General features: G+C 70.5%; 17 protein-coding genes. 9 read left to right on the top strand and 8 right to left on the bottom strand.

Annotation, left to right across the window (positions count from 1 at the left end):
• Positions 1 to 37: 37 nt before the first annotated feature.
• Complete coding sequence (locus ACIBUY_RS01240; protein ID WP_399151334.1) at positions 38 to 580, bottom strand: hypothetical protein; 543 nt, start codon at positions 578 to 580, stop codon at positions 38 to 40.
• A gap of 155 nt (positions 581 to 735) precedes the next feature.
• Here ACIBUY_RS01240 and ACIBUY_RS01245 point away from each other — a divergent pair, with 155 nt between their 5' ends.
• Complete coding sequence (locus ACIBUY_RS01245) at positions 736 to 3,213, top strand: hypothetical protein (RefSeq protein WP_399151335.1); 2,478 nt, start codon at positions 736 to 738, stop codon at positions 3,211 to 3,213.
• On the opposite strand, the gene ACIBUY_RS01250 is transcribed toward ACIBUY_RS01245, so the two are convergent.
• Both ACIBUY_RS01250 and ACIBUY_RS01255 read right to left on the bottom strand, forming a co-directional pair.
• Entirely contained in the window at positions 3,200 to 3,442 is a 243-nt protein-coding gene (locus tag ACIBUY_RS01250) for a WhiB family transcriptional regulator (protein ID WP_365574895.1), read from the bottom strand. The two genes, ACIBUY_RS01245 and ACIBUY_RS01250, sit on opposite strands and share 14 nt — an antisense overlap.
• 149 nt (positions 3,443 to 3,591) lie before the next feature.
• On the bottom strand, positions 3,592 to 4,383 hold the full coding sequence (locus tag ACIBUY_RS01255; RefSeq protein WP_399151336.1) for a VOC family protein: 792 nt from the start codon (positions 4,381 to 4,383) through the stop codon (positions 3,592 to 3,594).
• 243 nt (positions 4,384 to 4,626) lie between these two features.
• Here ACIBUY_RS01255 and ACIBUY_RS01260 point away from each other — a divergent pair, with 243 nt between their 5' ends.
• On the top strand, positions 4,627 to 5,847 hold the full coding sequence (locus tag ACIBUY_RS01260) for a glycoside hydrolase family 64 protein (RefSeq protein ID WP_399152141.1): 1,221 nt from the start codon (positions 4,627 to 4,629) through the stop codon (positions 5,845 to 5,847).
• A gap of 21 nt (positions 5,848 to 5,868) precedes the next feature.
• On the opposite strand, the gene ACIBUY_RS01265 is transcribed toward ACIBUY_RS01260, so the two are convergent.
• Positions 5,869 to 7,461, bottom strand: a complete 1,593-nt coding sequence (locus ACIBUY_RS01265; protein ID WP_399151337.1) for a GMC family oxidoreductase — start codon at positions 7,459 to 7,461, stop codon at positions 5,869 to 5,871.
• Between the two features lie 21 nt (positions 7,462 to 7,482).
• Between ACIBUY_RS01265 and ACIBUY_RS01270 the strand changes: the two genes are divergently transcribed.
• A complete protein-coding gene (locus tag ACIBUY_RS01270) occupies positions 7,483 to 8,226 on the top strand; it encodes an amidohydrolase family protein (protein ID WP_399151338.1) in 744 nt (247 codons plus the stop codon).
• Between the two features lie 206 nt (positions 8,227 to 8,432).
• On the opposite strand, the gene ACIBUY_RS01275 is transcribed toward ACIBUY_RS01270, so the two are convergent.
• Complete coding sequence (locus ACIBUY_RS01275) at positions 8,433 to 9,377, bottom strand: multicopper oxidase domain-containing protein (protein WP_365574929.1); 945 nt, start codon at positions 9,375 to 9,377, stop codon at positions 8,433 to 8,435.
• 233 nt (positions 9,378 to 9,610) lie between these two features.
• On the opposite strand from ACIBUY_RS01275, the gene ACIBUY_RS01280 reads away from it, so the two are divergent.
• Together ACIBUY_RS01280 and ACIBUY_RS01285 are read left to right on the top strand one after the other, a co-directional pair.
• Positions 9,611 to 12,133 (top strand): ThuA domain-containing protein, encoded by a 2,523-nt coding sequence (locus ACIBUY_RS01280; protein WP_365574887.1) that lies wholly within the window; start codon positions 9,611 to 9,613, stop codon positions 12,131 to 12,133.
• 15 nt (positions 12,134 to 12,148) lie between these two features.
• Positions 12,149 to 14,356 (top strand): OmpL47-type beta-barrel domain-containing protein, encoded by a 2,208-nt coding sequence (locus ACIBUY_RS01285; protein ID WP_399151339.1) that lies wholly within the window; start codon positions 12,149 to 12,151, stop codon positions 14,354 to 14,356.
• Between the two features lie 56 nt (positions 14,357 to 14,412).
• Here the strand turns inward: ACIBUY_RS01285 and ACIBUY_RS01290 are convergent, their stop codons facing one another.
• Complete coding sequence (locus tag ACIBUY_RS01290) at positions 14,413 to 14,754, bottom strand: hypothetical protein (RefSeq protein WP_399151340.1); 342 nt, start codon at positions 14,752 to 14,754, stop codon at positions 14,413 to 14,415.
• Between the two features lie 199 nt (positions 14,755 to 14,953).
• Between ACIBUY_RS01290 and legP the strand changes: the two genes are divergently transcribed.
• Positions 14,954 to 16,756: a Dot/Icm T4SS effector Zinc-dependent metalloprotease LegP gene (gene legP / locus ACIBUY_RS01295; protein ID WP_399151341.1), complete on the top strand. Its 1,803-nt coding sequence runs from the start codon at positions 14,954 to 14,956 to the stop codon at positions 16,754 to 16,756.
• A gap of 24 nt (positions 16,757 to 16,780) precedes the next feature.
• Here legP and ligD read toward each other — a convergent pair whose 3' ends face one another.
• Positions 16,781 to 17,812: a non-homologous end-joining DNA ligase gene (ligD, locus tag ACIBUY_RS01300; RefSeq protein WP_399151342.1), complete on the bottom strand. Its 1,032-nt coding sequence runs from the start codon at positions 17,810 to 17,812 to the stop codon at positions 16,781 to 16,783.
• Positions 17,813 to 17,885: 73 nt separating this feature from the next.
• Here ligD and ACIBUY_RS01305 point away from each other — a divergent pair, with 73 nt between their 5' ends.
• The 3 genes from ACIBUY_RS01305 (at position 17,886) to ACIBUY_RS01315 (ending at position 21,856) form a co-directional block, all read left to right on the top strand.
• On the top strand, positions 17,886 to 18,983 hold the full coding sequence (locus tag ACIBUY_RS01305) for an ATP-dependent DNA ligase (protein ID WP_399151343.1): 1,098 nt from the start codon (positions 17,886 to 17,888) through the stop codon (positions 18,981 to 18,983).
• Positions 18,984 to 19,141: 158 nt separating this feature from the next.
• Positions 19,142 to 20,899 carry an FAD-dependent oxidoreductase gene (locus ACIBUY_RS01310; RefSeq protein ID WP_399151344.1) on the top strand — a complete coding sequence of 586 codons (1,758 nt, stop codon included), beginning with the start codon at positions 19,142 to 19,144 and terminating at the stop codon, positions 20,897 to 20,899.
• 39 nt (positions 20,900 to 20,938) lie between these two features.
• Complete coding sequence (locus ACIBUY_RS01315) at positions 20,939 to 21,856, top strand: DUF3048 domain-containing protein (RefSeq protein WP_399152142.1); 918 nt, start codon at positions 20,939 to 20,941, stop codon at positions 21,854 to 21,856.
• 7 nt (positions 21,857 to 21,863) lie between these two features.
• Here the strand turns inward: ACIBUY_RS01315 and ACIBUY_RS01320 are convergent, their stop codons facing one another.
• Positions 21,864 to 22,331 (bottom strand): MarR family transcriptional regulator, encoded by a 468-nt coding sequence (locus tag ACIBUY_RS01320; protein ID WP_365574863.1) that lies wholly within the window; start codon positions 22,329 to 22,331, stop codon positions 21,864 to 21,866.
• Positions 22,332 to 22,449 lie beyond the last annotated feature (118 nt).

Genomic DNA, 22,449 nt, shown 5'->3' on the forward strand with positions numbered 1-22,449 from the left:
GGAGAGGTCTCGGTTGCGGACACGGCCAGACCATAGCTCACGGTCGCACGGCCCGGCCGGGGACGGGCGCGGCCGTCACGGTGGCGGTCCCGGTGGGCACGCGCCGGCTGCGGAGGTAGATCGTCGCCAGGCGGGTGACGACCTCGGTCAGTGCCATCAGGACGAACGCCGCGACCCAGGCCTGGTCGCTGGTGATGTGGTGGGTGATGCTGAAGCGCGCCACGGTGCCGGCGCCGCCGCCGTGCTCGGTCCACAGCTGGAAGGCCATCCGGGCGCCCATGCCGAGCACCCACAGGGCCGCCGAAACCGCACCGGCCTTGATCAGGAGGTGTCCGTCCAGGGCCCGGATCCGGGTGTAGACGCCACCGGCGATGCCGAGCGCGGCGCCCACGGCGACCAGGGTGCCGATGAGGACCAGGTCGTTGCCGCCGGTCGGAACGGTGTCGAGGTAGGAGTAGGCCACGAAGGCCACGATCCCCAGCGGGATCAGGAAGGACCTGAGGTCGAGTCGTCCTTCCCGCAGCTGCCGGAAGACGACGAGGAGGAGGGCGATGTCGGTGATCCACTCAGTCGTTGTCATGCCCTCAAGACTGCTGCGGCACGGCCTGAAGCACCTGGACCCATGGGTGGAAGCGAGGGTGGAGATCGACCTCTCCCCCGATGTCCACCCCTGGCTGCCGACCCACTAGCCGGACTCCCGCAACGGTGCCACGGTGCGACCAGGGGGTGAACTCCATGGCGCAGACGCACGAGTGGATGTTCTACGAGGTCATGTGGCGCAGCTGGGCCGGGCGGACGCAGGTGCCGTATCCCGTGCCGTGGTGGGCGCAGCAAGCGTTCCGGCGGTGGAGCGACGACTTCGACGCCGGGACGTACGACTCGAAGGAGGCGGCGTTCGCCTCGAACGCGCTGTACCGGTACTGGGGCATGGTCGGGGTCAAGGACCACCGGCAGGAGTCCCTGATCGGGCAGGCCGGTGAGATCGAGCCGGTCTACGACAAGTACTGCCTGTCGTTCTTCCTGTTCGACCCGGCGACGGGCGCGCTGCACCTGCCGCAGCTGACGGACGGCGGGACGGTGCAGCAGCGCACGGAGGCGCCGCACCTGCCGGTGGTGCTGACCACGTTCCGTACCGCGGACGGGGTCGAGTTCGTGCAGCGGACGTTCGCGGTGCCCGTCGGGGTGCGGCAGCGGGACGCCGTGGTGACGCGGCTGACCGTGGGCTCGCCGACGGGCCAGGCGCGCGAGGGGCTGCTGTGCGCGGCGCTGATGCCGGCCGGGCCGAGCGGTTTCCAGCGGCACGACCGCAACGGGCGCGAGATCACCGACCGGCGGCTCACGTTCCTGCGCTATCTGCAGGGTGAGCAGCGGGTCGAGACGAACAGCGGCTGGGGGCCCGCCTTCGACACCGCCCCCGAGCAGTTCGGGGTGTACGGCAACGCGGACTTCAGCCCGGACCCGGACGTGTACGTGCACCACAGTCCGTTCCGCGACCTGGTGATGGGCGGCAAGCTGAACGGGGCGGCCGAGGCGCAGGACCAGGTGGCGGGGTTGTGCAGTGCCGTGTTCGCGTGGCCGTACCGGGTGGTCGAGGACGAGCTGATGGAGGTCGACGTGCGGCTGCCCGTCGACCTGTACAGCGGGCCCGACGACCTGGCGGAGCTGCGGGCGACCCCGGCGGACGAACTGGAGTCGGCCAACCGCCGGTTCTGGACGGAGAAGCTGCTGCACCAGGGCGTGCAGCCCGAACTGCCGCTGCCGGTCGCCCACTTGACGGACCTGTTCCGGCAGGCGCGCTCGGAGCTGCTGATCCTGTCCGACCTCGGTGAGATCCATCCGGGGCCGACGGTGTACGACTCGTTCTGGATCAGGGACTCGTCGGTGGAGGCGACCGCGTGCTCGCTGGTCGGTGACGCGGCCCTCGCCGAGCACCAGTTGGGGACGCACTATCCGCTGAGGTTCAACCGGGGCGGCGGCCGGATCGGGCCGTGCGCGGAGTACGGGTTCTACGGCGGCCCGCACGAGAAGGACGACCGGGAGTGGGACAGCAACGGGCAGGCGCTGTGGGCGATCGGCCGGTTCGACCGCACCGCGGGGCGGGCCGCCGCGTTCGGCACCAAGCTCTACAACCCGTACGTCCTCGACGGCGCGCGCTGGCTGCGCGACAACCGGGACGGGTACGGGCTGCTGCACAGCGGCTGGAGCGCAGAGCACCTTGGTGAGCGGGACAAGCCGCACTACTGGGACGACCTGTGGGGGCTCGCCGGGCTCTACGAGGCCGCGCGCCTCGCGGAGCGGATCGGCGCGCCCGAGGTGCCCGAACTGTGGGGCGCCTTCGACGACTTGAAGGCCGCGACGGGCGCGTCGATGCGCTGGGTCCTCGAGGAGCAGCGGCGGCGCGGGTCCTGGGAGACGTACCTGCCGACCGGCCCAGGCGACGTCGGACGGCTCGACTCGACGATGATCGGCGCGGCGGCGTACTTCCATCCGCTGCGTCTGCACATGGGCAGCAAGCTGGGCGACGACATCGACCGGGCGGCGCGGTGCACGCTCGACACGATGTACGCGCACTTCGTGACCGGCGGCTACCGGCACGAGGCGGCGTGGAACGCCTACGGGCCGTACCTGACCATGCAGGTGGCGCACGCCTATCTGCTGGCGGGCCATCCGGAGCGGGCCGACGCGCTGCTCGGCTGGGTGGTCGGCGCGGCGTTCCCGCGCACCCAGGACCGGGCGGTGGCGCTCGGCGCGTGGAACGAGCAGCACGCGTTCCCGATCGCCTCGGACTTCCGCGAAGTGCCGGACCGGCACTGGTACATGGGCGACATCCCGCACGGCTGGGCCGCCGCCGAGTACCTGATGCTGATCCGCGACATCCTGTTCTTCGAGGCCGACGAGGACCGGGATCCGCATCTGTACATCGCCCCGGGCGTGCGCCCGCACTGGCTGGCGGACGCGCAGCCCGTGGCGGTCGAGGACGCACCGACCCTGTTCGGGCAGCCCTTCGGGTACCGGCTCACGCACGACGCGGGCGCGCACCGGGTGAACGTCCGGATCCAGACGGCGCCGGACGGGGTGCGGTTCGTCTATCCGTGCCGGTTCGGGACGGTGGTCTCCGCCGTCGCCGACGGGCACGACCTGGACGTGACCGGGTTCGGCGACGACGTCCATGTGCCCGCAGGGACAAGGGAGTTCACGGTCACCTACGCCTGAGCTGGTGGCGCTCCTTCTCGGAGAGGCCGCCCCAGACGCCGAAGCGCTCGTCGTGGGTCAGCGCGTACTCCAGGCAGGCCGGGCGGATCTCGCACATCGTGCAGATCTGCTTGGCCTCGCGGACGGAGCTGCCGGGCTCGGGGAAGAAGAAGTCTCCGCCGGTCTGGGCGCACAGGGCCTGGTCCTGCCAGGTGGGGCCGGCGGGCGTGAGGGTCGTGTTCGCGTGCATGGTGACGAGGGTGCCGCCCGGCGAAAAACGTCCGATCAACGAGTGATCAACGCGGCGCGCCGGGCGGCACCGTCGACTTCAGGCCGCGCCTGTGACGGCCGCGCCCCTGACAGTCGTGTCTCTGACAGTCATGCCTCTGACAGTCCCGTCTACTGCTGGTTCGGATCGCCCTTGATCACCGCGAAGCCCGCGCCGTACGGATCCGCGAACTTGGCGATCCGGCCCACACCGGGCAGGCTGATCGGCCCCGAGCGCACCGTCCCGCCCAGCTCCTGGACCTTGCCGGCGACGGCGTCCACGTCCGCGACGTGGATGTACGGAACCCAGTGCGGGCCCGCGCTCGCCTCGACCGGGTCGAGGTCGAGCGGGACGAGGCCGCCGAACATCCCGTTCTCGTCCGTGCCCGCCGGGTTCACGCTCGTGTACGTGCCGCCGTCGAACTCCACGTCGAAGGCGCCCCAGCCGAGGACCGATCCGTAGAACTCCTTCGCGGCGGCGACATCGGGCGCGTACAGCTCCACCCAGTTCAGCCCGCCGTCCTCCGTCACGTATCCGAAGCCCTTGTGCTGCCGCGGCTGCCAGATGCCGAAGGCGGCACCTCCCGGGTCGGCGAAGATCGCCATCCGGCCCTGGTCGAGCACGTCCATCGGCTGGAGGAGCGCGGTGCCACCGGCCTGCTCGACGGCCTTGGCCGTGGCGTCGGCGTCCCCGCTCTGGAAGTACACGGTCCAGGCCGGGCCGCCCTGGTCGGGAGTGACGGTCATGCCGCCCCCGACGCTCTTCCCGTCGATCTGGAACATCCCGTACCCACCGGTCTCGGGGCCGCCCGGCTGGAACTGCCAGCCGAAGACGCCTCCGTAGAAGGCGATCGCGCCGTCCAGGTCCGGGGTACCGAGGTCCATCCAGATCGGTGCGCCGTTCACGAAGTCCGTGGTGATCATGGTCCTGCCCTCCTCGTCGAGGGTTTCTCTTCCGGACTGCCGAGTCTTGCACCGCCCACTGACAATCGCCGTCGCACCGCGCTGACCAGGAAAGGTACGGACCAATAGCCATTCACAGAACGTCTTCAACTATTGAAGGGAAACAAATCGTGGGAGCGCTCCCCGTCATAAGTCTTGACGCTCCTGGCCCCTCTCGCCACAGTGGGGCTCCCCACACACCCCCACACTTCAGGAGTGTCGATCGTGATATCGCGCAGGATGTTCCTCGCCGGTACCGGAGCGACCGTCGCCACTGCCGCCGCATCCCTGGCCGTCCCCGCCCGGACCGCGGGCGCCGCGCCCGCCACCTGTGAACTGGCCCTGTCCAACAAGTCGTTGCCCGGTACCGTGCGCGCGTACGTGACCGGGCACGACCAGTCCACCGGCAACTGGCTGCTGCTGCGCGCCGACGGCAGCGTCTACCGGCCCGCGTCCCCCAGCGCCCCGCAGACGCCGCTCCCGGTGGACTGCGCGATCCCGCTGGGCGCCGCGGGCTCTGCACCCAAGGTGCTGACGCTTCCTCAGATGTACGGCGCCCGCGTCTACTTCGTCCGGGACGACACCCTCGACTTCTTCCTCAACCCGGGCCCCGCGCTCGTCGAGCCGGCCTTCGCGACGCCCGCCGACGCGAACTACGGCAAGACCTGGTCGTTCTGCGAATTCACCTTCAACACCGACCAGTTGTACGCCAACATCAGCTATGTCGACCTGGTGACGGCGCTGCCGATCGGGCTGACCCTGGAGGGCGACGCGACCCACACGGTGGCCCCGCTGCCGGACGGCGCCGTCGACCGGATCGCCGCGGACCTCACGGCGCAGGCGGCCAGGGACGGGCAGCCCTGGGACAAGCTCGTCATCAAGGGCGGCGACGGCAAGGTGCTGCGCGTCATCTCGCCGCAGAACCTCATGGCGCCGTACTTCGGGCAGCCCGACCAGATGCCGTTCCGCGACTACTTCAACGCGTACGCCGACCAGGTCTGGGACACGTACCGCTCGGCCGACCTGAAGATCGACCTGCAGGGCGGGCGCGGGGTGTTCACCGGCCGGGTCAGCGGCGACACCCTCACCTTCAACGGCGGCCACACCTTCGCCAAGCCGACCGCGAAGGACGTCTTCACCTGCAACTACGGGCCGTTCGCGAACAATCCGGGTGACTCCGACGACAAGAAGGGCCTGCTGGCCAGGCTCGCCGCCGGATTCAACCGCAGCATCATGCTCACGCACCCCGAGCAGCCGAACGGTGCGACGAGCGCCGACTACTACCAGGGCGCCACGACGAACCACTGGTCGCGGATCGTGCACGCCAACTCGCCGATCGGGTACGCCTTCCCGTACGACGACGTACGCCCCGACGGCCAGGCCGACGTGTCGGGCGCCGCCAACGACGGCAACCCGCGCCGCTTCACGGTGAGCGTCGGTTCCTAGCCAACTCCCCCTGCCTACGGGTCACTTGTCGGCGTCCTCGCGGATCAGCTCGACGGCCTTCTCCGCGAGGGCGACCGTCGGCGCGTGCGTGTGGCCGCGCGTGATGTGCGGCATGACGGAGGCGTCGACGACGCGCAGCGCCTCGGTGCCGCGCACTCGTAGGCGCGGATCGGTGACCGAGCCCGCGTCGGTGCCCATCCGGCAGGTGCCGACGGGGTGGTACAGCGTCTCGGCGCCCGCACGGATCGCGCGGGTGAGCGTCTCGTCGTCGACGACGCCCGGGTATCCGGCCATGGGCTCCGAGTGCAGGGGCCGCAGCGCCGGGTCGGCGAGCAGTTCCTCGGCCCGGCGCACGCCCGCGACGAGGGTGCGCAGGTCCTCCTCGTCGGCCAGGTAGCCGGGGTCGATGCGCGGCCGTCCGGCGGCGCCGGTCCCCGTCGGGGTGATCCGCCCGGCGCTGCGCGGCTGCAGCAGGACCACGCCGACGGTGAGGCCGTGCTCGGTCGGCGGCACCAGGCCGTGGTCGACGAACGGCACGGGCGCCCAGAGCAACTCGATGTCGGGGGCGGTGAGTTCGGGCCGCGTCTTGATGAAGGCGACGGCCTCGCCGATGTTCGAAGTGAGGGGCCCGCGTCCGCCGAGCAGGAAGCGGGCGATGTTCGCCGGGGTGTCGGCGCCGGTCAGGGAGAGCGGGCGCGGGCAGCGGACGGTGACGGCGTAGGACAGGTGGTCCTGGAGGTGGCGGCCCACGTCGGGCGAGGCGACGCGGGTGTCGGTGCCGGCGCCGGCGAGCGCGGCCGGGTCGCCGATCCCGGCCTGGTGCAGCAGGTGCGGCGAGCCGATGGCGCCCGCGGCGAGGATCACCTCGCGGGTGGCGCGCAACGTCCCGACGGACACGCCGTCGGCGACGACTCCGGCCGCGCGGATCCCGTCGAAGTCGATGCGGCGGACGCGGGCGCCGGTGTGGACGTCGAGGTTGGGCCGGCGGGCGGCCGGTTTGAGATAGCCGTCGGCGGCGCTCCAGCGGCGGCCGCGGTACTGGTTGACCGGGGTGGGCGCGAAGCCCTCGTGGTCTGCCTGGTTCAACTCCTCGAGCTCGCGCAGCCCTTGGGCCCGGCAGGCGTCGAGGAACGCTGCCGTGGTGGTGTTCGGGGCGCGCAGCGGCGAGATGTGCAGCGGGCCGAGCGTGCCGTACACCGACTTCTCCCGCCGGGGCCCTTCCCACCGCTCGGCACGCCGGAAGTAGCGCTCGAACCGGTCGTACGCCCACTCGGGCCCGGCGGCCTCGCCCCAGGCGTCGTAGTCGTCGCGGTGCCCGCGCACCCACATCATGGCGTTCATCGACGACGAGCCGCCGAGCATGTGACCGCGCGGCCAGTACAACTCCCTGTCCTCCAGGGCGCCTTGCTTGGTCGTGGCGTAGTCCCAGTCGTACGGCGTCCTGAACAGTTTCGGGAACGCGGCCGGTATCCGGATCTCCGGCTTGCGGTCGCGCGGCCCGGACTCGACGAGGGCGACCCGCACCGACGGGTCCTCGCTCAGCCGCCCGGCGAGCACGCACCCGGCGGACCCGGCCCCGACGATGACGTAGTCGTACGTACGGTCCTTGCTCAACTCGGCTCCCCTGGAGGCTTGTTGGCGCATACAGCTGTCACCGATGTCTACACCCGCGCCGGGCCCGGCAAAACCGGTTGTACGAGGTCGGGGCGGACCGGATCATCTCGGGGTGACCGATGTGCCGCTGCACCCGTACGCCCGACTGCCCCGCCGCCACCACGACCGCCACGTCACGGCCTCGGCCGTCGACGCGTTCGGCCGCGCCCACTGGCTGCTGCGGGACCGCACCCCGGGCCGGCTGCCGCGCCCCTACGACGCCCTGGTCGTCACGGTCGGGACGGACGCATCCTCGTACGAGATGCAACTCACCGGCGTGCGCGCCCGATTCGCGAAGATCGACACGCTGCCCGACGGCGGATTCGTCGTCGCGGACAGCGGGCCGGGCGGGCGTGGCGGTGCCGTGACCTGTGGGACGCGGGGGCGCGCGTGGTGCTCGGCTCGGACTGGCCCATCGCCGCGTACCCGCCGCTCGGCGTGCTGGCCGGCGCCAGGTACCGCCGCCCCAGCCGTGATCTCTCGCTGCCGCCGCACGGGCCGGAGCAGGCGCTGACGGGGCTCGAGGCGTTGCGGGCCATGACGCTCAACCCGGCGTACGCCTCCGGCGAGGAGCGGGAATCAGGGGCGCTGGCCGTCGGGTTCCGGGGCGATCTGTCGGTGTTCGCGGCGGACCCGGTCGGCACACCGGCGGTCGAACTCCCGGACGTGCCAGTGCGGTTGACTGCCGTCGGGGGGCGGGTCACGTTCCGCTCGGCCGAGGTGTAGCGCGCGACGGGGTAGGGGCCGAGGGATGCGCAGTTCCCCGCGCCCCCGAACTGCCCACCCGCCGTTGCCGGTTGCGGCACGCTCGCCAGTGCCGCGCCATCGCGGCTGATCGCGCAGTTCCCCGCGCCCCTGGAGGCGCGGCTTCGCCGCTGCCTCCACCGATTCCGACGCGACCCGGCAGACGCAGCCACGCAGGACCCCCGCACTCAGTGATGCGGGTCGTCATACGGCGGGATCGTGCCGTCCGGCTTCTTCACCAGGAACAAGCCCGCCATCCCCATGTCCGAGTGGCTCTGGACGTGGCAGTGGTACATCCAGGCGCCCGCTCCCACGCCCTCCCCCGCGATGATCTGGAACCCGAACGAGTCCGCCGGGCCGCAGATCTTGTTGTCGAGGACCTGGGACGGGTCGTCGGGGCCCGTGAGCATGCCGGTGCGGTTGTCCGCCCAGCGATGACCGTGCATGTGGAACGTGTGGTAGTACTCGCCGTGCGTGATCATCACGATCTCGACGCGGTCGCCGACCGTCGCCTCGAACGTCGGGGCCTCGTGCATCCCCTTGTTGTTGATCGTCATGTCGTTGAAGACGATGGTGAACGTCTTGCCCGGGTCGGGCAGGACGTCGCCCTTGCGGCGCACGATCACCGGGCCGTAGAGGCCCTTCTTGATGCCGCCCGTTCCGTGGTCCGTGCCGACGACGTGGTCGTGGTAGTGCCAGTAGCCCGCCGTGCCGGGACGCCACGTGCCGTCCGCCCGGCGGCCCGGCGCATGGGTGCGCCAGGTGTACGTGCGGGTGCCGCCGGGCTCGACGTGGCTGCGGTTCATCCGCGTGCCGTCGCTGGTGATCTCGTAGTCCATGCCGTGGACGTGCAGGCTCGCGTCGACGTCCGTGAGGTTCTGGAACTCGATGTGCAGCGTGTCGCCCTCGTTGAGCTCGATCAGCGGGCCCGGGATCGACGCCTTGCCCTTCTCGAAGCCGTAGCCGAGCTGCCCGTCCGCGAGCTTCTCCGCGTACAGCTTGATGCGTTTGACCTCGCCTCCGGCGGGCGCGGTGCGCGGTGGCGTGTCGGCCCCTGCGGCCGGTGAGGCGAGCGCGCCGACCGACAACGACGTCACCCCCGCCGTCGCGGCCACGGCACCGCCGATCAGCATCCGCCGGCTCAGCGCCCCGCCGTCCCGCGCACTCGTCTCGTGTTCCGTCACAGCCAACTCCCCACCCTCGTACGGGCTTTCACGTCGCGCTGAGCACCGTAGCCACGTGATCTTCGTTTATCCACACTCAGGACAAAGTTTGTGCCATCACGGTCATACCTATTGGCGAGCCATGAAAAGAGGTCTAGCTTTCTCGGCGCTGTTGCTGTGTCCGATGAGGGGTGGGTGAACACATGCGGCGCGAACCGCATCAAAAGCCGTTGCCCGTACGAGAGTTCAGAGCGAGCAGGAGCAGATCCGGCAGGCGCAGGCGCGTCTGGGCCGTCGGGGTCGCCGCGGGTGCGGTGGCCGCCGGGCTGCTGAGCGGGCCCGCCGCCAGCGCCTATCCGGATCCGGGTCCGCGCGTGACAACGATGTCCGTGAAGTCGCCGCCGGGCGGCGACAACGTACGGGTCCTGGTGTACTACGGGTCCGCGGCCGCCGGCGACGAGTCGCCCACCGTGAACGCGGGCATCGAGGCCATCGAGAAGATCGGCCAGTCGGGACCGGCCGGGCAGCGGTTCACGATCACGGCGACGGACGACGCCTCCGTGTTCACGAACGGCACCAAGATGGGCCGGTTCAACTCCGTGGTGTTCCTGACCGGCGGGGGCGACGTCCTCGACGCCGATCAGGAGGCGGGGCTCGAGGCGTACATGGAGGCGGGCGGCGGTTTCGTCGGCATCCACGACGCGGCCCGCGCCGAACCGTACTCGGACTGGTTCACCGGCCTGATCGGCGCCAGGCCCGCCGCGTCGTCGCCCACCACCGCCCAGCGCGCGACCGTTGAGGTCGGCGACCGGCAGCACCCGGCGACGAAGGACCTGCCGGTGCAGTGGAAGCGGCCGGACCAGTGGCTGAACTGGGTGAAGAACCCGTCGGGCGACGTGCACACGGTCGCGCGGGTCAACGAGACGACGTACAAGCCGGGCGCGGGCGCGAACGGCGCCGACCACCCGGTGTCGTGGTGCCGCGACTACGACGGCGGGCGCTCCTTCTACACCGGCATGGGCGGCACGGTCTCCTCGTACGACGAAGTGGACTTCCGCGACCACCTGCGCGGGGCGCTGCTGTGGACAACGCGGCTCGTGCGCGCCGACTGCAAGGCGGCGATCAACGCCAACTACAAGGCCGAGCGGCTGACCCAGCCCAACCAGGCCGGGCAGAACGACCAGATCGGCGAGCCGCACGGGCTCGTCACGGCTCCCGACGGCCGCGTGCTGTACATCGGGCGCGGCGGCGCGGACTCGTCCCAGCCGGTGATCACCGACTGGAACAACCCCGACGTCGGCAAGGGCAAGGGCCAGATCCACGTCTACGACCCGAAGACCAAGAAGGTCACCCTCGCCGGCGAGCTGAGCATCTTCGGCAACAAGGGCGGCGGCGACGAGCTGATCAAGGTCGAGGAAGGGCTGCTCGGGATCGCGCTCGACCCGGCCTTCGAGCAGAACGGGTGGGTGTACCTGCACTACACGCCGCACTCCGGACTCGACCGCGACAAGCAGATCGCGCAGCGCCAGGTCTCCCGGTTCACCCTCGACCTCAACACGAACAAGCTGGACCTCAGCAGCGAGAAGGTGCTGCTCAAGTGGCCGGTACAGGTGCACAGTTGCTGCCACGCGGGCGGCGGCATGGCCTGGGACTCCAAGAACAACCTGTACATCGCGACGGGTGACAACAACTCCTCGCAGTTCAGCGACGGGTACTCGGGCAACAACCCGCAGCCGAACTACAAGGGCGTCTCGTTCGCGGACGCGCGCCGCACCGCGGGCAACACGAACAACCTCAACGGCAAGATCCTGCGCATCCACCCGGAGGCCGACGGCACGTACACCCTGCCGGAGGGGAACCTCTTCACCGGCAAGGAGACGGCCGAGGGCGGCGGCAAGACGCGCGGCGAGATCTATGTGATGGGCGTCAGGAACCCTGCACGCATCTCCATCGACAAGAAGACCGACACCCTGTACGCGGGATGGGTCGGCCCGGACGCCGGCGAGCCGTCGACGACGTGGGGTCCGGCCAAGTACGACCAGTTCGCCGTCATCACCAAGGCGAGCAACCGCGGTTGGCCGTACTGCATGGGCAACAAGCAGCCCTACCGCGACCGCAATCTGCCGGACCCGACGAAGCCGCTCGGCTGGTACGACTGCGACCACCTCAAGAACGAGTCGCCGAACAACGACGGCCTCGTCAATCTGCCGCCGATGACCGCGAACAACATCTGGTACTCGCCGCAGGGCGGCGCCCCGGACTACCCGCGGGACGCGAACGGCATCCCCTCGTACAAGAAGGAGGAGGCCACGTACCTGCTGCCGTGGCTCAAGGGCGGCGGCCAAGCGGCGATGGACGGCCCCGTGTACCGCTACGACGCGTCGATCCCGAACGCCGACAAGTGGCCGAGCTACTGGGACGGCAAGTGGTTCGTCGGGGACTTCTACGACTCCACCCAGCCGCGCAACGCCGTTCTCACCGACCCGAAGACGCACGGTGACGGGTCGATCCCGGTCCACTCGGAGTCGCTGAAGAAGATCATCCCGATCGGCAACGACGGCATCAAGAACCTCATGGACTGGAAGTTCGGTCCCGACGGTGCCCTGTACGTCCTCGACTACGGGCGAGGCTTCTTCACCTCCGACGCCAAGTCGGCGCTGTGGAAGGTCACTTACACCGGCGGCGAGGCGACGCCGGCGGCCGATCAGCTGGCCAGGAAGGGCTGACCCATGCGGAGAACCATGCGTAGACCCCTGCGTGGACAGAGAGTGCTGACGGCGCTGCTCGCCGCGCTGCTGCTGTGCCTCGGGCTCGGCGGCACCACGACGGCGTACAGCCAGACGGAGCCCGCCGCGGCCGCGCAGGTGCTGACCTGGACGGCGGGCGACGACATCACCAAGTACGGCTCCGCGCCGACCACGGCGGTCGCGGGGCAGGCCACGATCGTCTTCGAGAACAGCGCCGCGACGGGCAACACCACGGGGATGCCGCACACGTTGACGTTCGACGTGTCGGATCCCGAGTACAACAACGACGTGCCGCTGAACATCATGGCCAACCCCAACGACGACCAGGGCGGCAAGCACACCGCCGAGGTCACCCTCTCCCCCGGGCGCTACCGCTACCACTGCACGATCCCCGGCCACACCAGCATGCAGGGGATCCTGGTGGTGACGGACGGTGGCGGCGGTGACGACACGACCGCGCCGGCGACCTCGGCGAAGGCCGAGGGGCAGACCAACGCGGACGGCGCGTTCATCGGCTCCGCGTCCGTCTCGGTCACCGCGACCGACGACGGTTCGGGCGTCGACCGGATCGAGTACGCCCTGGACGGCGGCGCGTACACGCCGTACACCGCGCCGGTGGTCGTCGACCGGGTCGGGGCGCACACCCTGAAGTACAAGGCGACCGACAAGGCGGGCAACGCCGCCGCCGAGAAGTCGCTCGACTTCACGGTGGTCGCGCCGCCGACCGACGACACGACGCCGCCGGAGACCTCGGCGACGGTGACCGGCGACAAGGACGACGCCGGCGCGTACGTCGGCATGGCGACCGTGACGGTCTCCGCGTCCGACACCGGCTCGGGCGTCAACTCCCTTGAATACGCAGTCGGTTCGGACGGCGCCTGGCAGCCGTACACCGCACCGGTGATGTTCCACGACCCGGGCGCCTACAAGGTGCGCTACCGGGCCGCGGACAAGGCGGGCAACCAGGCCGCGGAGAAGTCCGTCGACTTCTCGGTGGTGGCGCCGCCGGTCAAGGACACGACGCCGCCCTCGGTGTCCCTCTCCGTCGCCGGGGACAAGAACTCCGACGGCGCGTACATCAACAACGCGAAGCTCACCGTGACCGCGACCGACGACGAGTCGGGCGTGGACAAGGTCGAGTACTCGCTGGACGGAGGCCCGTACCTCGCCTACACCGCCCCTGTGGTGGTGGACCGCGTGGGCGCGCACTCGGTGGCGTACCGGGCGAGCGACAAGGCGGGCAATGCCGCCACGGCGCAGACGTTCGTGTTCGCGGTCGCCTCGGGCGGCGGCGTCCCGGCGCCCAACTGCCCGGAGCTGGACGAGCGTTCGACGGTGTTCGTGGGCACGACGGACACGGGCGTCCCGAACCGGGTCACCAACAACCGGTGCAGGATCGGCGAGTTGATCGAGGACGAGAAGGAGTGGACGTCGCACGCGCTGTTCGTCAAGCACGTGAAGACGGTCACCGACAAGCTCCTCAAGGAAGGTGTCGTCGACCAGCGCGAGTACAACAGGATCAACACGGCGGCGCGGCAGTCCCCGATCGGCAAGCCGGGCCAGACCGACGGCTACACCAAGATCCTGGACGGCACGCAGGCGCAGTTCGACAAGTGGGAGCAGGTCGGCGGCGGGAAGTTCACGCTGAACGCCGACGGCTCGATCACCAGCCGCACCGACGTGCAGGGCATGGGGATGCTGTGGTTCCCGCAGCGCAAGTACGCCAACTACTCGCTGAAGCTGCAGTGGCGTGACGACGCGCCGGGCACGGGCAACGCCAACGGCGGTGTGTTCGTGCGGTTCCCGTGGGTGCACGACAACCCCGAGGAGTCGCGTCCGGAGTGGGTCGCCATCAAGTACGGGCACGAGGTGCAGGTGCTCGACCGTCCCGACGGCGACATGTACAAGACCGGTTCGATCTACGGCTTCGACCGGGTCGGCCTCGCGGGCGCGGGCGTCACCCAGAAGGGCACGTGGAACGACTACGAGATCAAGGCGGTGGACCAGCACTTCTCGATCTACCGCAACGGTGTGCTGATCAACGAGTTCGACAACACCGGCGGCCAGGTCTTCGAGCCTCCGCGGGGCGACGACCCGGGCACGGACGGCCGGCGCTACTCCTCCGGCTACATCGGGCTCCAGGTGCACAGCACGACGGACGTCGTCTCGTACCGCGACGTCCGCGTCAAGGAGCTGCCGTAGCAGGGCAGTGGTGAAGGCCGCCCGCCCGCCGGACCCCCGGGTTCAGCGGGCGGGCTTCACCCTGCCGGTCTCACTTCCACCTGGATCGTGCCCGAACTCCCCTGCGTGAGCACGGAGTTGCTTTGTACGGACACGAAGTCCTCGGGTGCGACGACGCCCGAGCCGTCCACGTCGGCGTGGACCCGGACCGTGTAGCGGGCCCGCGGGTCCGGCGGCGGCACCGCGAGCGTGAGGTGCGGCGCGGCCGCGAGGTCGACGTCCGTGGCGGCGGTGCGCGCGACGATCCGGGCGGGCGCGTCGGCCGCGGTGATCTCCTCGACCTGGACGCGCAGGGTCACCGGGCCCTTCGGCGGCTCGGTTCCCGGCGCGAGACGGACAGCGATTTCTACGTTTCTCATACGCCTGCCCAGCCCCTTGTTGTCGGCATGTGCCCCCAGTACTTTCCCCAGTACTTTCCGCAGCACTTTCGCAAAATAGCGCCCTTCATGGGAGGGCGGGAAGTCCAAGGCCAGGGGGAAACGAATCATGCCTGCTTCCGAGTCACGCGTTCATGGTGAGGGGCACGGGGGACACGGGGAATTCCGGTCCGCGCGTGAGGTGAAAACCGGCCTGATCCACGGCGCAACGTTCGAGATCAAACCGGTTCAGTACGTCGACATCGACGGTCTCGCGATGTTCGAGGGCGACATCGTGCTCGGCACGGTCGCCGAGGTGGAGCGGCGCACCGCGGAATTCCAGGCCGAGTCGGAGGGAAAGCCGCCCACGATGACGGCGGTCGCGGTCACCGGGCAGCAGTTCCGATGGCCGGGCGCGCTGGTGCCGTTCGAGATCGACTCGGCGCTGCCGAACCAGCAGCGGGTGACCGACGCGATCGCGCACTGGCAGTCCCGCACACGGATGCGCTTCGTGCAGCGCACGTCGGCCAACTCCGCCCAGTTCCCCGACTTCGTGCGGTTCGTGTCGGGCGGCGGCTGTTCGTCGTTCGTGGGGCGGCAGGGCGGCGCGCAGAACATCACGCTCGGCAGCGGCTGCACGACGGGCAACTGCATCCATGAGATCGGGCACTCGGTCGGCCTGTGGCACGAGCAGAGCCGGGAGGACCGGGACCACTTCGTCACGATCGTCTGGGCCAACATCACGGCCGGCTTCGAGCACAACTTCGACCAGCACATCAGCGACGGCGACGACATCGGGGCGTACGACTACGGCTCGATCATGCACTACCCGAGGGACGCCTTCTCCAAGAACGGCCAGGACACCATCGTGCCGACGGTGCAGGGCGTCAGCATCGGGCAGCGCACGGGCCTGAGCACGGACGACATCGCCGCCGTGCACGCGCTGTACGGTCCGTCGCCGCAGTCGGGGCCGGTGGTCTCGTGGGAGTCGGAGCGGCTCGACGTGTTCGGGATCGGCACGGACTCGGCCATGTTCCACAAGTGGTGGGACGGCAAGACCTGGGGTCCGAGCGTGCAGAACTGGGAGTCGCTCGGCGGCATCTGCACCAGTCCGCCGACCGCGCTCGCCTGGGCGCACGACCGGCTCGACGCGTTCGTCGTCGGCACCGACTCGGCGCTGTGGCACAAGTGGTGGGACGGGAACTCCTGGGGTCCCGGGGTCAAGGACTGGGAGTCGCTCGGCGGCATCTGCACCAGCCCGCCCGAGGCCGTGTCCTGGGGTCCCGAGCGGCTCGACCTGTTCGTCACGGGGACGGACTCGGCGACGTGGCACAAGTGGTGGGACGGAAAGTCCTGGGGCCCGAGCGTCAAGGGGTGGGAATCCCTCGGCGGCATCTGCATGACCAAACCGAAGGCCGTCTCGTGGGGCGCGAATCGACTCGATCTCTTTGTGATCGGGACCGATTCGGCGCTCTACCACAAGTGGTGGGACGGAAAGGCGTGGGGCCCGAGTGTCCAGGGCTGGGAATCGCTCGGCGGAATCTGCATGAGCGAACCCGTCGCGGTTTCCTGGGGGCAGAACAGGCTCGACGTATTCGTGATCGGTACCGATTCCGCCTTGTACCACAAGTGGTGGGACGGGAATGCGTGGGGCCCGAGCCTCAAGGGCTGGGAATCGCTCGGTGGTATCTGTGAGCGGACTCCGGTGGCGGTTTCGTGGGGTGCAGACCGCCTCGATCTCTTCGTGGTCGGCACGGACTCGGCGCTCTTCCACAAGTGGTGGGACGGCAAGGCGTGGGGCCCGGGCGTCAAGGACTGGGAGCGGCTCGGCGGCATCTGCACGGGCTCGCCGACCGCGGTGTCCTGGGAACCGAACCGGCTCGACGTGTTCGTGCGGGGCACGGACTCGGCGCTGTGGCACAAGTGGTGGGACGGCAAGGCCTGGGGCCCGAGCGTCACGGGCTTCGAGTCCTTGGGCGGCATCCTGACCGCGTTCACGGACTAGGTACGCACCACGGCGGCGGCCGGGTCAGTCCTCGTGTCTGGCCCGGCTCGGCTGTACGCGCTTGGGCTCGCCCGGCATCTTCGGGTACTCGGGCGGGTACGGCAGGTCGCCAAGGCCGCGGTCCTTCTCGTCCTGGTCGGCGAGTTCGAGCAGCGCCTGCAGGGAGTGCCGCTCCTGGTCCATGTCGGCGTGCACGTCGCCGAGTCGGGCGTAGCGCCTGGGCATGGTGACGATGTCGAAGTCCCGGGGCAGCGCGTCGCCGAGCTCGTCCCAGGTGAGCGGGGCGGAGACGGGGGCGTGCGGGCGGGCGCGGACCGAGTAGGCGGAGGCGATGGTGCGGTCGCGGGCCGTCTGGTTGTAGTCGACGAAGATGCGCTCGCCGCGTTCCTCCTTCCACCAGGCGGTGGTGACGAACTGCGGCATCCTGCGCTCCAGTTCGCGGCCGCAGGCGATGGCGGCACGGCGCACTTCGACGAAGGTCCAGCGCGGTTCGATGGGTACGAAGACGTGCAGACCGCGGCCGCCGGACGTCTTGGGCCAGCCGCGCAGTCCGCCGAAGTCGTGGAGCACGAACCGCAGTTCGCGGGCGGCGTGCACCGCGTCGGCATAGTCGGTGCCGGGCTGCGGGTCGAGGTCGATGCGCAGTTCGTCGGGCCGGTCGGGGTCGGCGGACCGCACCGGCCAGGGATGGAAGGTGAGGGTGCCGTACTGGGCGGCCCAGATGACGGCGGCGACCTCGGTGGGGCACATCTCGTCGGCGGTGCGGCCCGAGGGGAAGGCGATGGTGGCGGTGGGGATCCAGTCGGGCAGGTTCTTGGGGGCCCGCTTCTGGTAGAAGGACTCGCCGGTCACGCCGTCGGGGTAGCGCTCCAGGGTGGTGGGCCGGTCGCGCAGCGCCCGCAGGATGCCGTCGCCGACCGCGAGGAAGTACTGGGCGAGGTCCAGCTTCGTATAGCCCGACGCACCGCCGTCGGGGAAGAACAGCTTGTCGGGGCTGGACAGCCGTACCGTCCGTCCGCCCGCTTCCAGCTCCACTGCCGCGCCCTTGCTGCCCATGGGCCCACGCTAGGCCGACGGGACGTACCCCGCATACCGGGCGACAACCGGGCATGAGCGACAGAATCGACGCATGGATCTTCCCGTGATGCCGCCGGTCCGCCCGATGCTCGCCAAGTCCGCCGCCAGCATCCCCGCGGGGATGCACTACGAGGCCAAGTGGGACGGGTTCCGGGCGATCGTGTTCCGCGACGGGGCCGAGATCGAGCTCGGCAGCCGCACGACCAAGTCGCTGACCAGGTACTTTCCCGAGCTGGTGGCGGCGCTCGCCGAGCGGCTTCCGGAGCGCTGCGTGCTTGACGGGGAGATCGTGATCGCGCGGGACGGGCGGCTCGACTTCGACGCGCTGACCGAGCGGATCCATCCGGCCGCCTCCCGCGTGAACACCCTCGCCGAGCGCACGCCTGCCTCGTTCGTGGCCTTCGACGTGCTGGCCCTGGGCGACGAGTCCCTGGTCGACGCCCCGTTGACCGAGCGCAGGCGGCGCCTGGAGGAGGCGCTCGCGGACGCGTCGGCGCCGGTGCACGTGGCGCCCGCGACGACCGATGCCGAGCTGGCCGGGCGCTGGTTCGAGCAGTTCGAGGGCGCGGGCCTGGACGGCGTCGTGGCCAAGCCGCTCGATCTGCGGTACCGGCAGGACGAGCGCCTGATGTTCAAGATCAAGCACGAGCGGACGGCGGACTGCGTGGTCGCCGGGTACCGCTTCCACAAGAGCGGCCCGGTCGTCGGCTCGCTGTTGCTCGGCCTGTACGACGACGCGGGCGCGCTGCAGCACGTCGGGGTCTGCGCCGCGTTCACGATGAAGCGCCGCACGGAACTGATCGCCGAGCTGGAGCCGCTGCGCATGGAGGACCCCTCGGACGGCGAGGGTCACCCCTGGGCGGCGTGGACGGACGAGGCGGCGCACGCCGCGAAGCGGATGCCGGGCGCGACCAGCCGCTGGACCGGCAAGAAGGACCTGTCGTGGGTGGCGCTGCGACCCGAGCTCGTGGCGGAGGTGGCGTACGAGCACATGGAGAGAGGGGCGAGAGGGGAGAGAGGGGCGAACGGGGCACGTTTTCGGCACACGGCCCGCTTCCGCCGCTGGCGCCCGGACCGCACGCCCGACAGCTGTACGTACGCGCAGCTGGAGGAGTCGATGCGCTTCGACCTGGCGGACGTACTGCGCTGATGCCGCGCCGGTGTCGCACCGATGGTCCACCGGACCGCCCCTGACCGGGTTTCGGCCATGAGGGACGCGTGGGTCTTCCGAGTCCCGGGTGACGCCCCTATGCTCCCGCGTCCATCGGGCTTACCGCCGGTAAGCCCCTCAGGTGCGCAGGGGGACGTATGGCTGGGACGACGCGGCGCGGGTTCATGGCGGGGACGGGGGCGGCCGCGGCCGGCCTCGCGATCGCCGGGGCGCCGCAGGCGGCGGCCGCTCAGGAGCCGGGCCGGGCGGTCGCGGTGCTCGGCGGCGGTGTCGCGGGGCTGACCGCGGCGCACGAGCTGGCGGAGCGCGGCTTCGCCGTCACCGTGTACGAGCGCCGGGCGCTCGGCGGCAAGGCGCGCAGCATGGACGTACCGGACAGCGCGAAGGGCAACCGCAGGCCGCTGCCGGGCGAGCACGGCTTCCGGTTCATCCCGGGGATCTATCACAACCTCCCGGACACGATGCGCCGCATCCCCTTCCCCGGGAATCCGAACGGGGTCTGGGACAACCTCGTGGCCCCGCCCGAGATGATGTTCGCGCGCTCGGGCCGGGAGGACATCCGCCTGCCGCTGCCGTGGCCGGGGCACAAGCCGGCGGATCTGACCCTGGACGACATCCGGCGCGCGCTGACCGCGGTGATGGAGACGGTCGCGAACCTGCCGCTGCACGAGACCGCGTACTTCGTGAACCGCATCCTCGTCTTCCTGACCAGCTGCGACGAACGCCGCGACCGGCAGTGGGAGTCCACCCCGTGGTGGGACTTCACGCGGGCCGGGCAGATGTCGAACGACTACCAGCGCATCCTCGCCGTCGGCGTCACCCGCAACATCGTGGCGACGAAGGCCGAGGAGGCCAGTACGCGGACGGTGGCGACGCTGCTCGAGGCGTTCGCGTTCAACGCGCTGGGCCGCGGCGCCGACGGCCCCCTCGACCGCATCCTGGACCGGCCCACGAACGAGGCGTGGATCGACCCGTGGGAGACGCATCTGCGCTCGCTCGGCGTGGAGTTCCGCATCGGCTGGACCGTGCGCGAACTGGCGTACGGCGGTGGGCGGATCGCCAAGGCCGTGATCGAGGATCCCGACGGCGTACGCCGTGACGTGGTCGCCGATCACTATGTGCAGGCCATGCCGGTGGAGCACGCGCGCGGCACCTGGGGCGCCGAACTCAAGGCGGCGGACCCGCAGTTGGCGGCGTGCGACCTGCTGGACACGGACTGGATGACGGGCATCCAGTTCTACCTGACCGAGCGACCCGACATCCTCGACGGGCACCTCAACTGCATTGACTCCCCTTGGTCGTTGACCGCGATCGCGCAGGCCGCGCACTGGCCCGACCGGGACTTCCCCGCCGACTACGGCGACGGGGTCGCCGTCGACTGCCTGTCCGTGGACATCTCGGAGTGGGACAAGCCCGGGATCCTGTACGGGAAGACGGCCAAGCAGTGCACGCGCGAGGAGGTCGCGAAGGAGGTGTGGGCGCAGCTGAAGGCCGCGCTGAACGACACCGGGAAGACGGTGCTGCGCGACAGCACGCTGCACGCGTGGTTCCTCGACCCGGGCGTCGACGGCATCGGCACCCCGAACCCGACCAACGAGGACCAGCTCCTGATCCACCCGGTGGGCACGCTGCACCACCGCCCGTCGGCGAGGACGGCGATCCCGAACCTCTACCTCGCGGGCGACTACGTCGCGGTCCCCATCGACCTCGCGACGATGGAGGGCGCGAACGCGTCGGCGCGGCTCGCGGTCAACGCCCTGCTGGACCGGGCGGGTTCGACCGCGGCCCGCTGCACGGTGGCCTCCCTGCACCGCGAGCCCGCCCTCGAACTGCTCAAGCGGCACGACCGCACCCGCTACCGGCTCGGCCTGCCCAACGCGCTCGACTTGGGGTGAGCCCGCGGCGGGTAGGGAAGGTCCGTGGACACCAATGCGATGGGCAGACGGGCCTTTGTCACCGGTGCGCTCGGCGTGGCCCTGGCCGGGTGCACCGGAGTGCCGCCCGACGGGCAGGGCTCCGCGTCGCCCTCCGCGCGCGGCGCGGCACTGCTGGCGGTGAAGATCGACAACGTGGGCGCCGCACGGCCGCAGACCGGCATCGAGGAGGCCGACCTGGTCTACGCGGAGCAGGTCGAGGGCGGTCTGAGCCGGCTGATGGCCGTGTTCGGGTCGCGCCTGCCGGACGTCGTGGGGCCGGTGCGCAGCGCACGGGAGACGGATCTGCAGCTCCTGCGCGCGTTCGACCGGCCGACGCTCGCGTACTCGGGGGCGCAGGGCAAGGTGCAGGCGCTGATCGACGCGGCACCGCTGCGGGCCGTGCCGGACGGTTCGGCGGCCGGTGCGTACTTCCGCAGCGGTACGAAGCCCGCCCCGCACAACCTCTATCTGCGGCCGGGCAAGTTGGGACGTACGACGTCGGGGGCGAACGCGGCGACGGCGGCGGGCTTCCGGTTCGCGGCACGGACACCCCCGGGCGGCCAGCCCGGGACGACGCGGACGGTGCGCTTCCCCTCGGCACGGTTCGGCTTCAACTGGTCGGCAGGGAAGGGGCGTTGGCAGGTGAGCATGGACGGCCGTCCCGCTCTGACGGCGGGCGGGGCGCGGCTCGCGGCGGCGACGGTCGTCGTGCAGTACGTCACCGTCGAGGCGTCCCGCTTCCACGACAAGCTCGGCAACACCTCGCCGCTGTCGCGCACGGTCGGCTCGGGGCGGGCCGTGCTGCTGCGGGACGGACGGGCGTACGACGCGCGATGGGAGCGGGCGAGCGACGAGGAAGGGACGCAACTCACGCTGGACGGGCGGCCGTTGGCGTGCGCGCCGGGTCCGGTGTGGGTGGTGTTCGCGAAGAAGTGACGCCGGGTCAGGCCTGCGGGGCCGCGGTCGGCTCCGATGGGTTGCGCAGGTGTTCCGCCGCGTCCGCGACCCGCTGGATCAGGTCGAAGAACACCGTCTGCTCGTCGGCGCTCAGCGGCGCCAGGAAGATCTGGTTCATCCGGGCCGTGCGCACCGTGAGCTTCTTGTGCGTGCGCAGCCCCTCGGCGGTCAGCCGCAGCAGCCAGCGCCGTCCGTCGCCCGGATCGCGCACCTTGTCGATCAGGTCGCGCCGGGTGAGCCGGCTGATCACCTCGGCGATCGTGGACCGGTCGAGGCCGACGCGCTCGCCGACCGTGCGCTGGTCCAGGCCCGGCTCCGCGACCAGCGCGTTCAGGACCGCGAACTGGGGTGACGTGATCTCCTCCGAGACCATCGTGTTCCACAGCAGGTAGTGGGCCTGCTGCAGGCGCCGGGCGAGGTGCCCGGGATGGGTGGTCAGCTCCACGGCAGCCATCGCTGTCGTCCCCTTACGTAGGTGTACTGAGCGATCTTAGGCCCTTGACGGCCAGCTGGCTCGATGGCAGCGTGAGGCCCGCTCGAAAAATACTCAGTGCGCTGAGTAATTCCTTGAC

It is taken from the genome of Streptomyces sp. NPDC050085 (assembly GCF_044460595.1).
In the GTDB taxonomy this organism is placed as follows: domain Bacteria; phylum Actinomycetota; class Actinomycetes; order Streptomycetales; family Streptomycetaceae; genus Streptomyces.

What these genes read in the sequence shown, in the direction of transcription:
- ACIBUY_RS01315 (WP_399152142.1), top strand. Translation starts at nt 20,939, where the DNA reads ATGGGCAGACGGGCCTTTGTCACCGGTGCGCTCGGCGTGGCCCTGGCC.
- ACIBUY_RS01275 (WP_365574929.1), bottom strand. Translation starts at nt 9,377, where the DNA reads ATGCTGATCGGCGGTGCCGTGGCCGCGACGGCGGGGGTGACGTCGTTG.
- ACIBUY_RS01250 (WP_365574895.1), bottom strand. Translation starts at nt 3,442, where the DNA reads ATGCACGCGAACACGACCCTCACGCCCGCCGGCCCCACCTGGCAGGAC.
- ACIBUY_RS01280 (WP_365574887.1), top strand. Translation starts at nt 9,611, where the DNA reads ATGCGGCGCGAACCGCATCAAAAGCCGTTGCCCGTACGAGAGTTCAGA.
- ACIBUY_RS01245 (WP_399151335.1), top strand. Translation starts at nt 736, where the DNA reads ATGGCGCAGACGCACGAGTGGATGTTCTACGAGGTCATGTGGCGCAGC.
- ACIBUY_RS01240 (WP_399151334.1), bottom strand. Translation starts at nt 580, where the DNA reads ATGACAACGACTGAGTGGATCACCGACATCGCCCTCCTCCTCGTCGTC.
- ACIBUY_RS01310 (WP_399151344.1), top strand. Translation starts at nt 19,142, where the DNA reads ATGGCTGGGACGACGCGGCGCGGGTTCATGGCGGGGACGGGGGCGGCC.
- ACIBUY_RS01255 (WP_399151336.1), bottom strand. Translation starts at nt 4,383, where the DNA reads ATGATCACCACGGACTTCGTGAACGGCGCACCGATCTGGATGGACCTC.
- ACIBUY_RS01290 (WP_399151340.1), bottom strand. Translation starts at nt 14,754, where the DNA reads ATGAGAAACGTAGAAATCGCTGTCCGTCTCGCGCCGGGAACCGAGCCG.
- ACIBUY_RS01285 (WP_399151339.1), top strand. Translation starts at nt 12,149, where the DNA reads ATGCGTAGACCCCTGCGTGGACAGAGAGTGCTGACGGCGCTGCTCGCC.
- ACIBUY_RS01320 (WP_365574863.1), bottom strand. Translation starts at nt 22,331, where the DNA reads ATGGCTGCCGTGGAGCTGACCACCCATCCCGGGCACCTCGCCCGGCGC.
- ACIBUY_RS01305 (WP_399151343.1), top strand. Translation starts at nt 17,886, where the DNA reads ATGGATCTTCCCGTGATGCCGCCGGTCCGCCCGATGCTCGCCAAGTCC.
- ligD (WP_399151342.1), bottom strand. Translation starts at nt 17,812, where the DNA reads ATGGGCAGCAAGGGCGCGGCAGTGGAGCTGGAAGCGGGCGGACGGACG.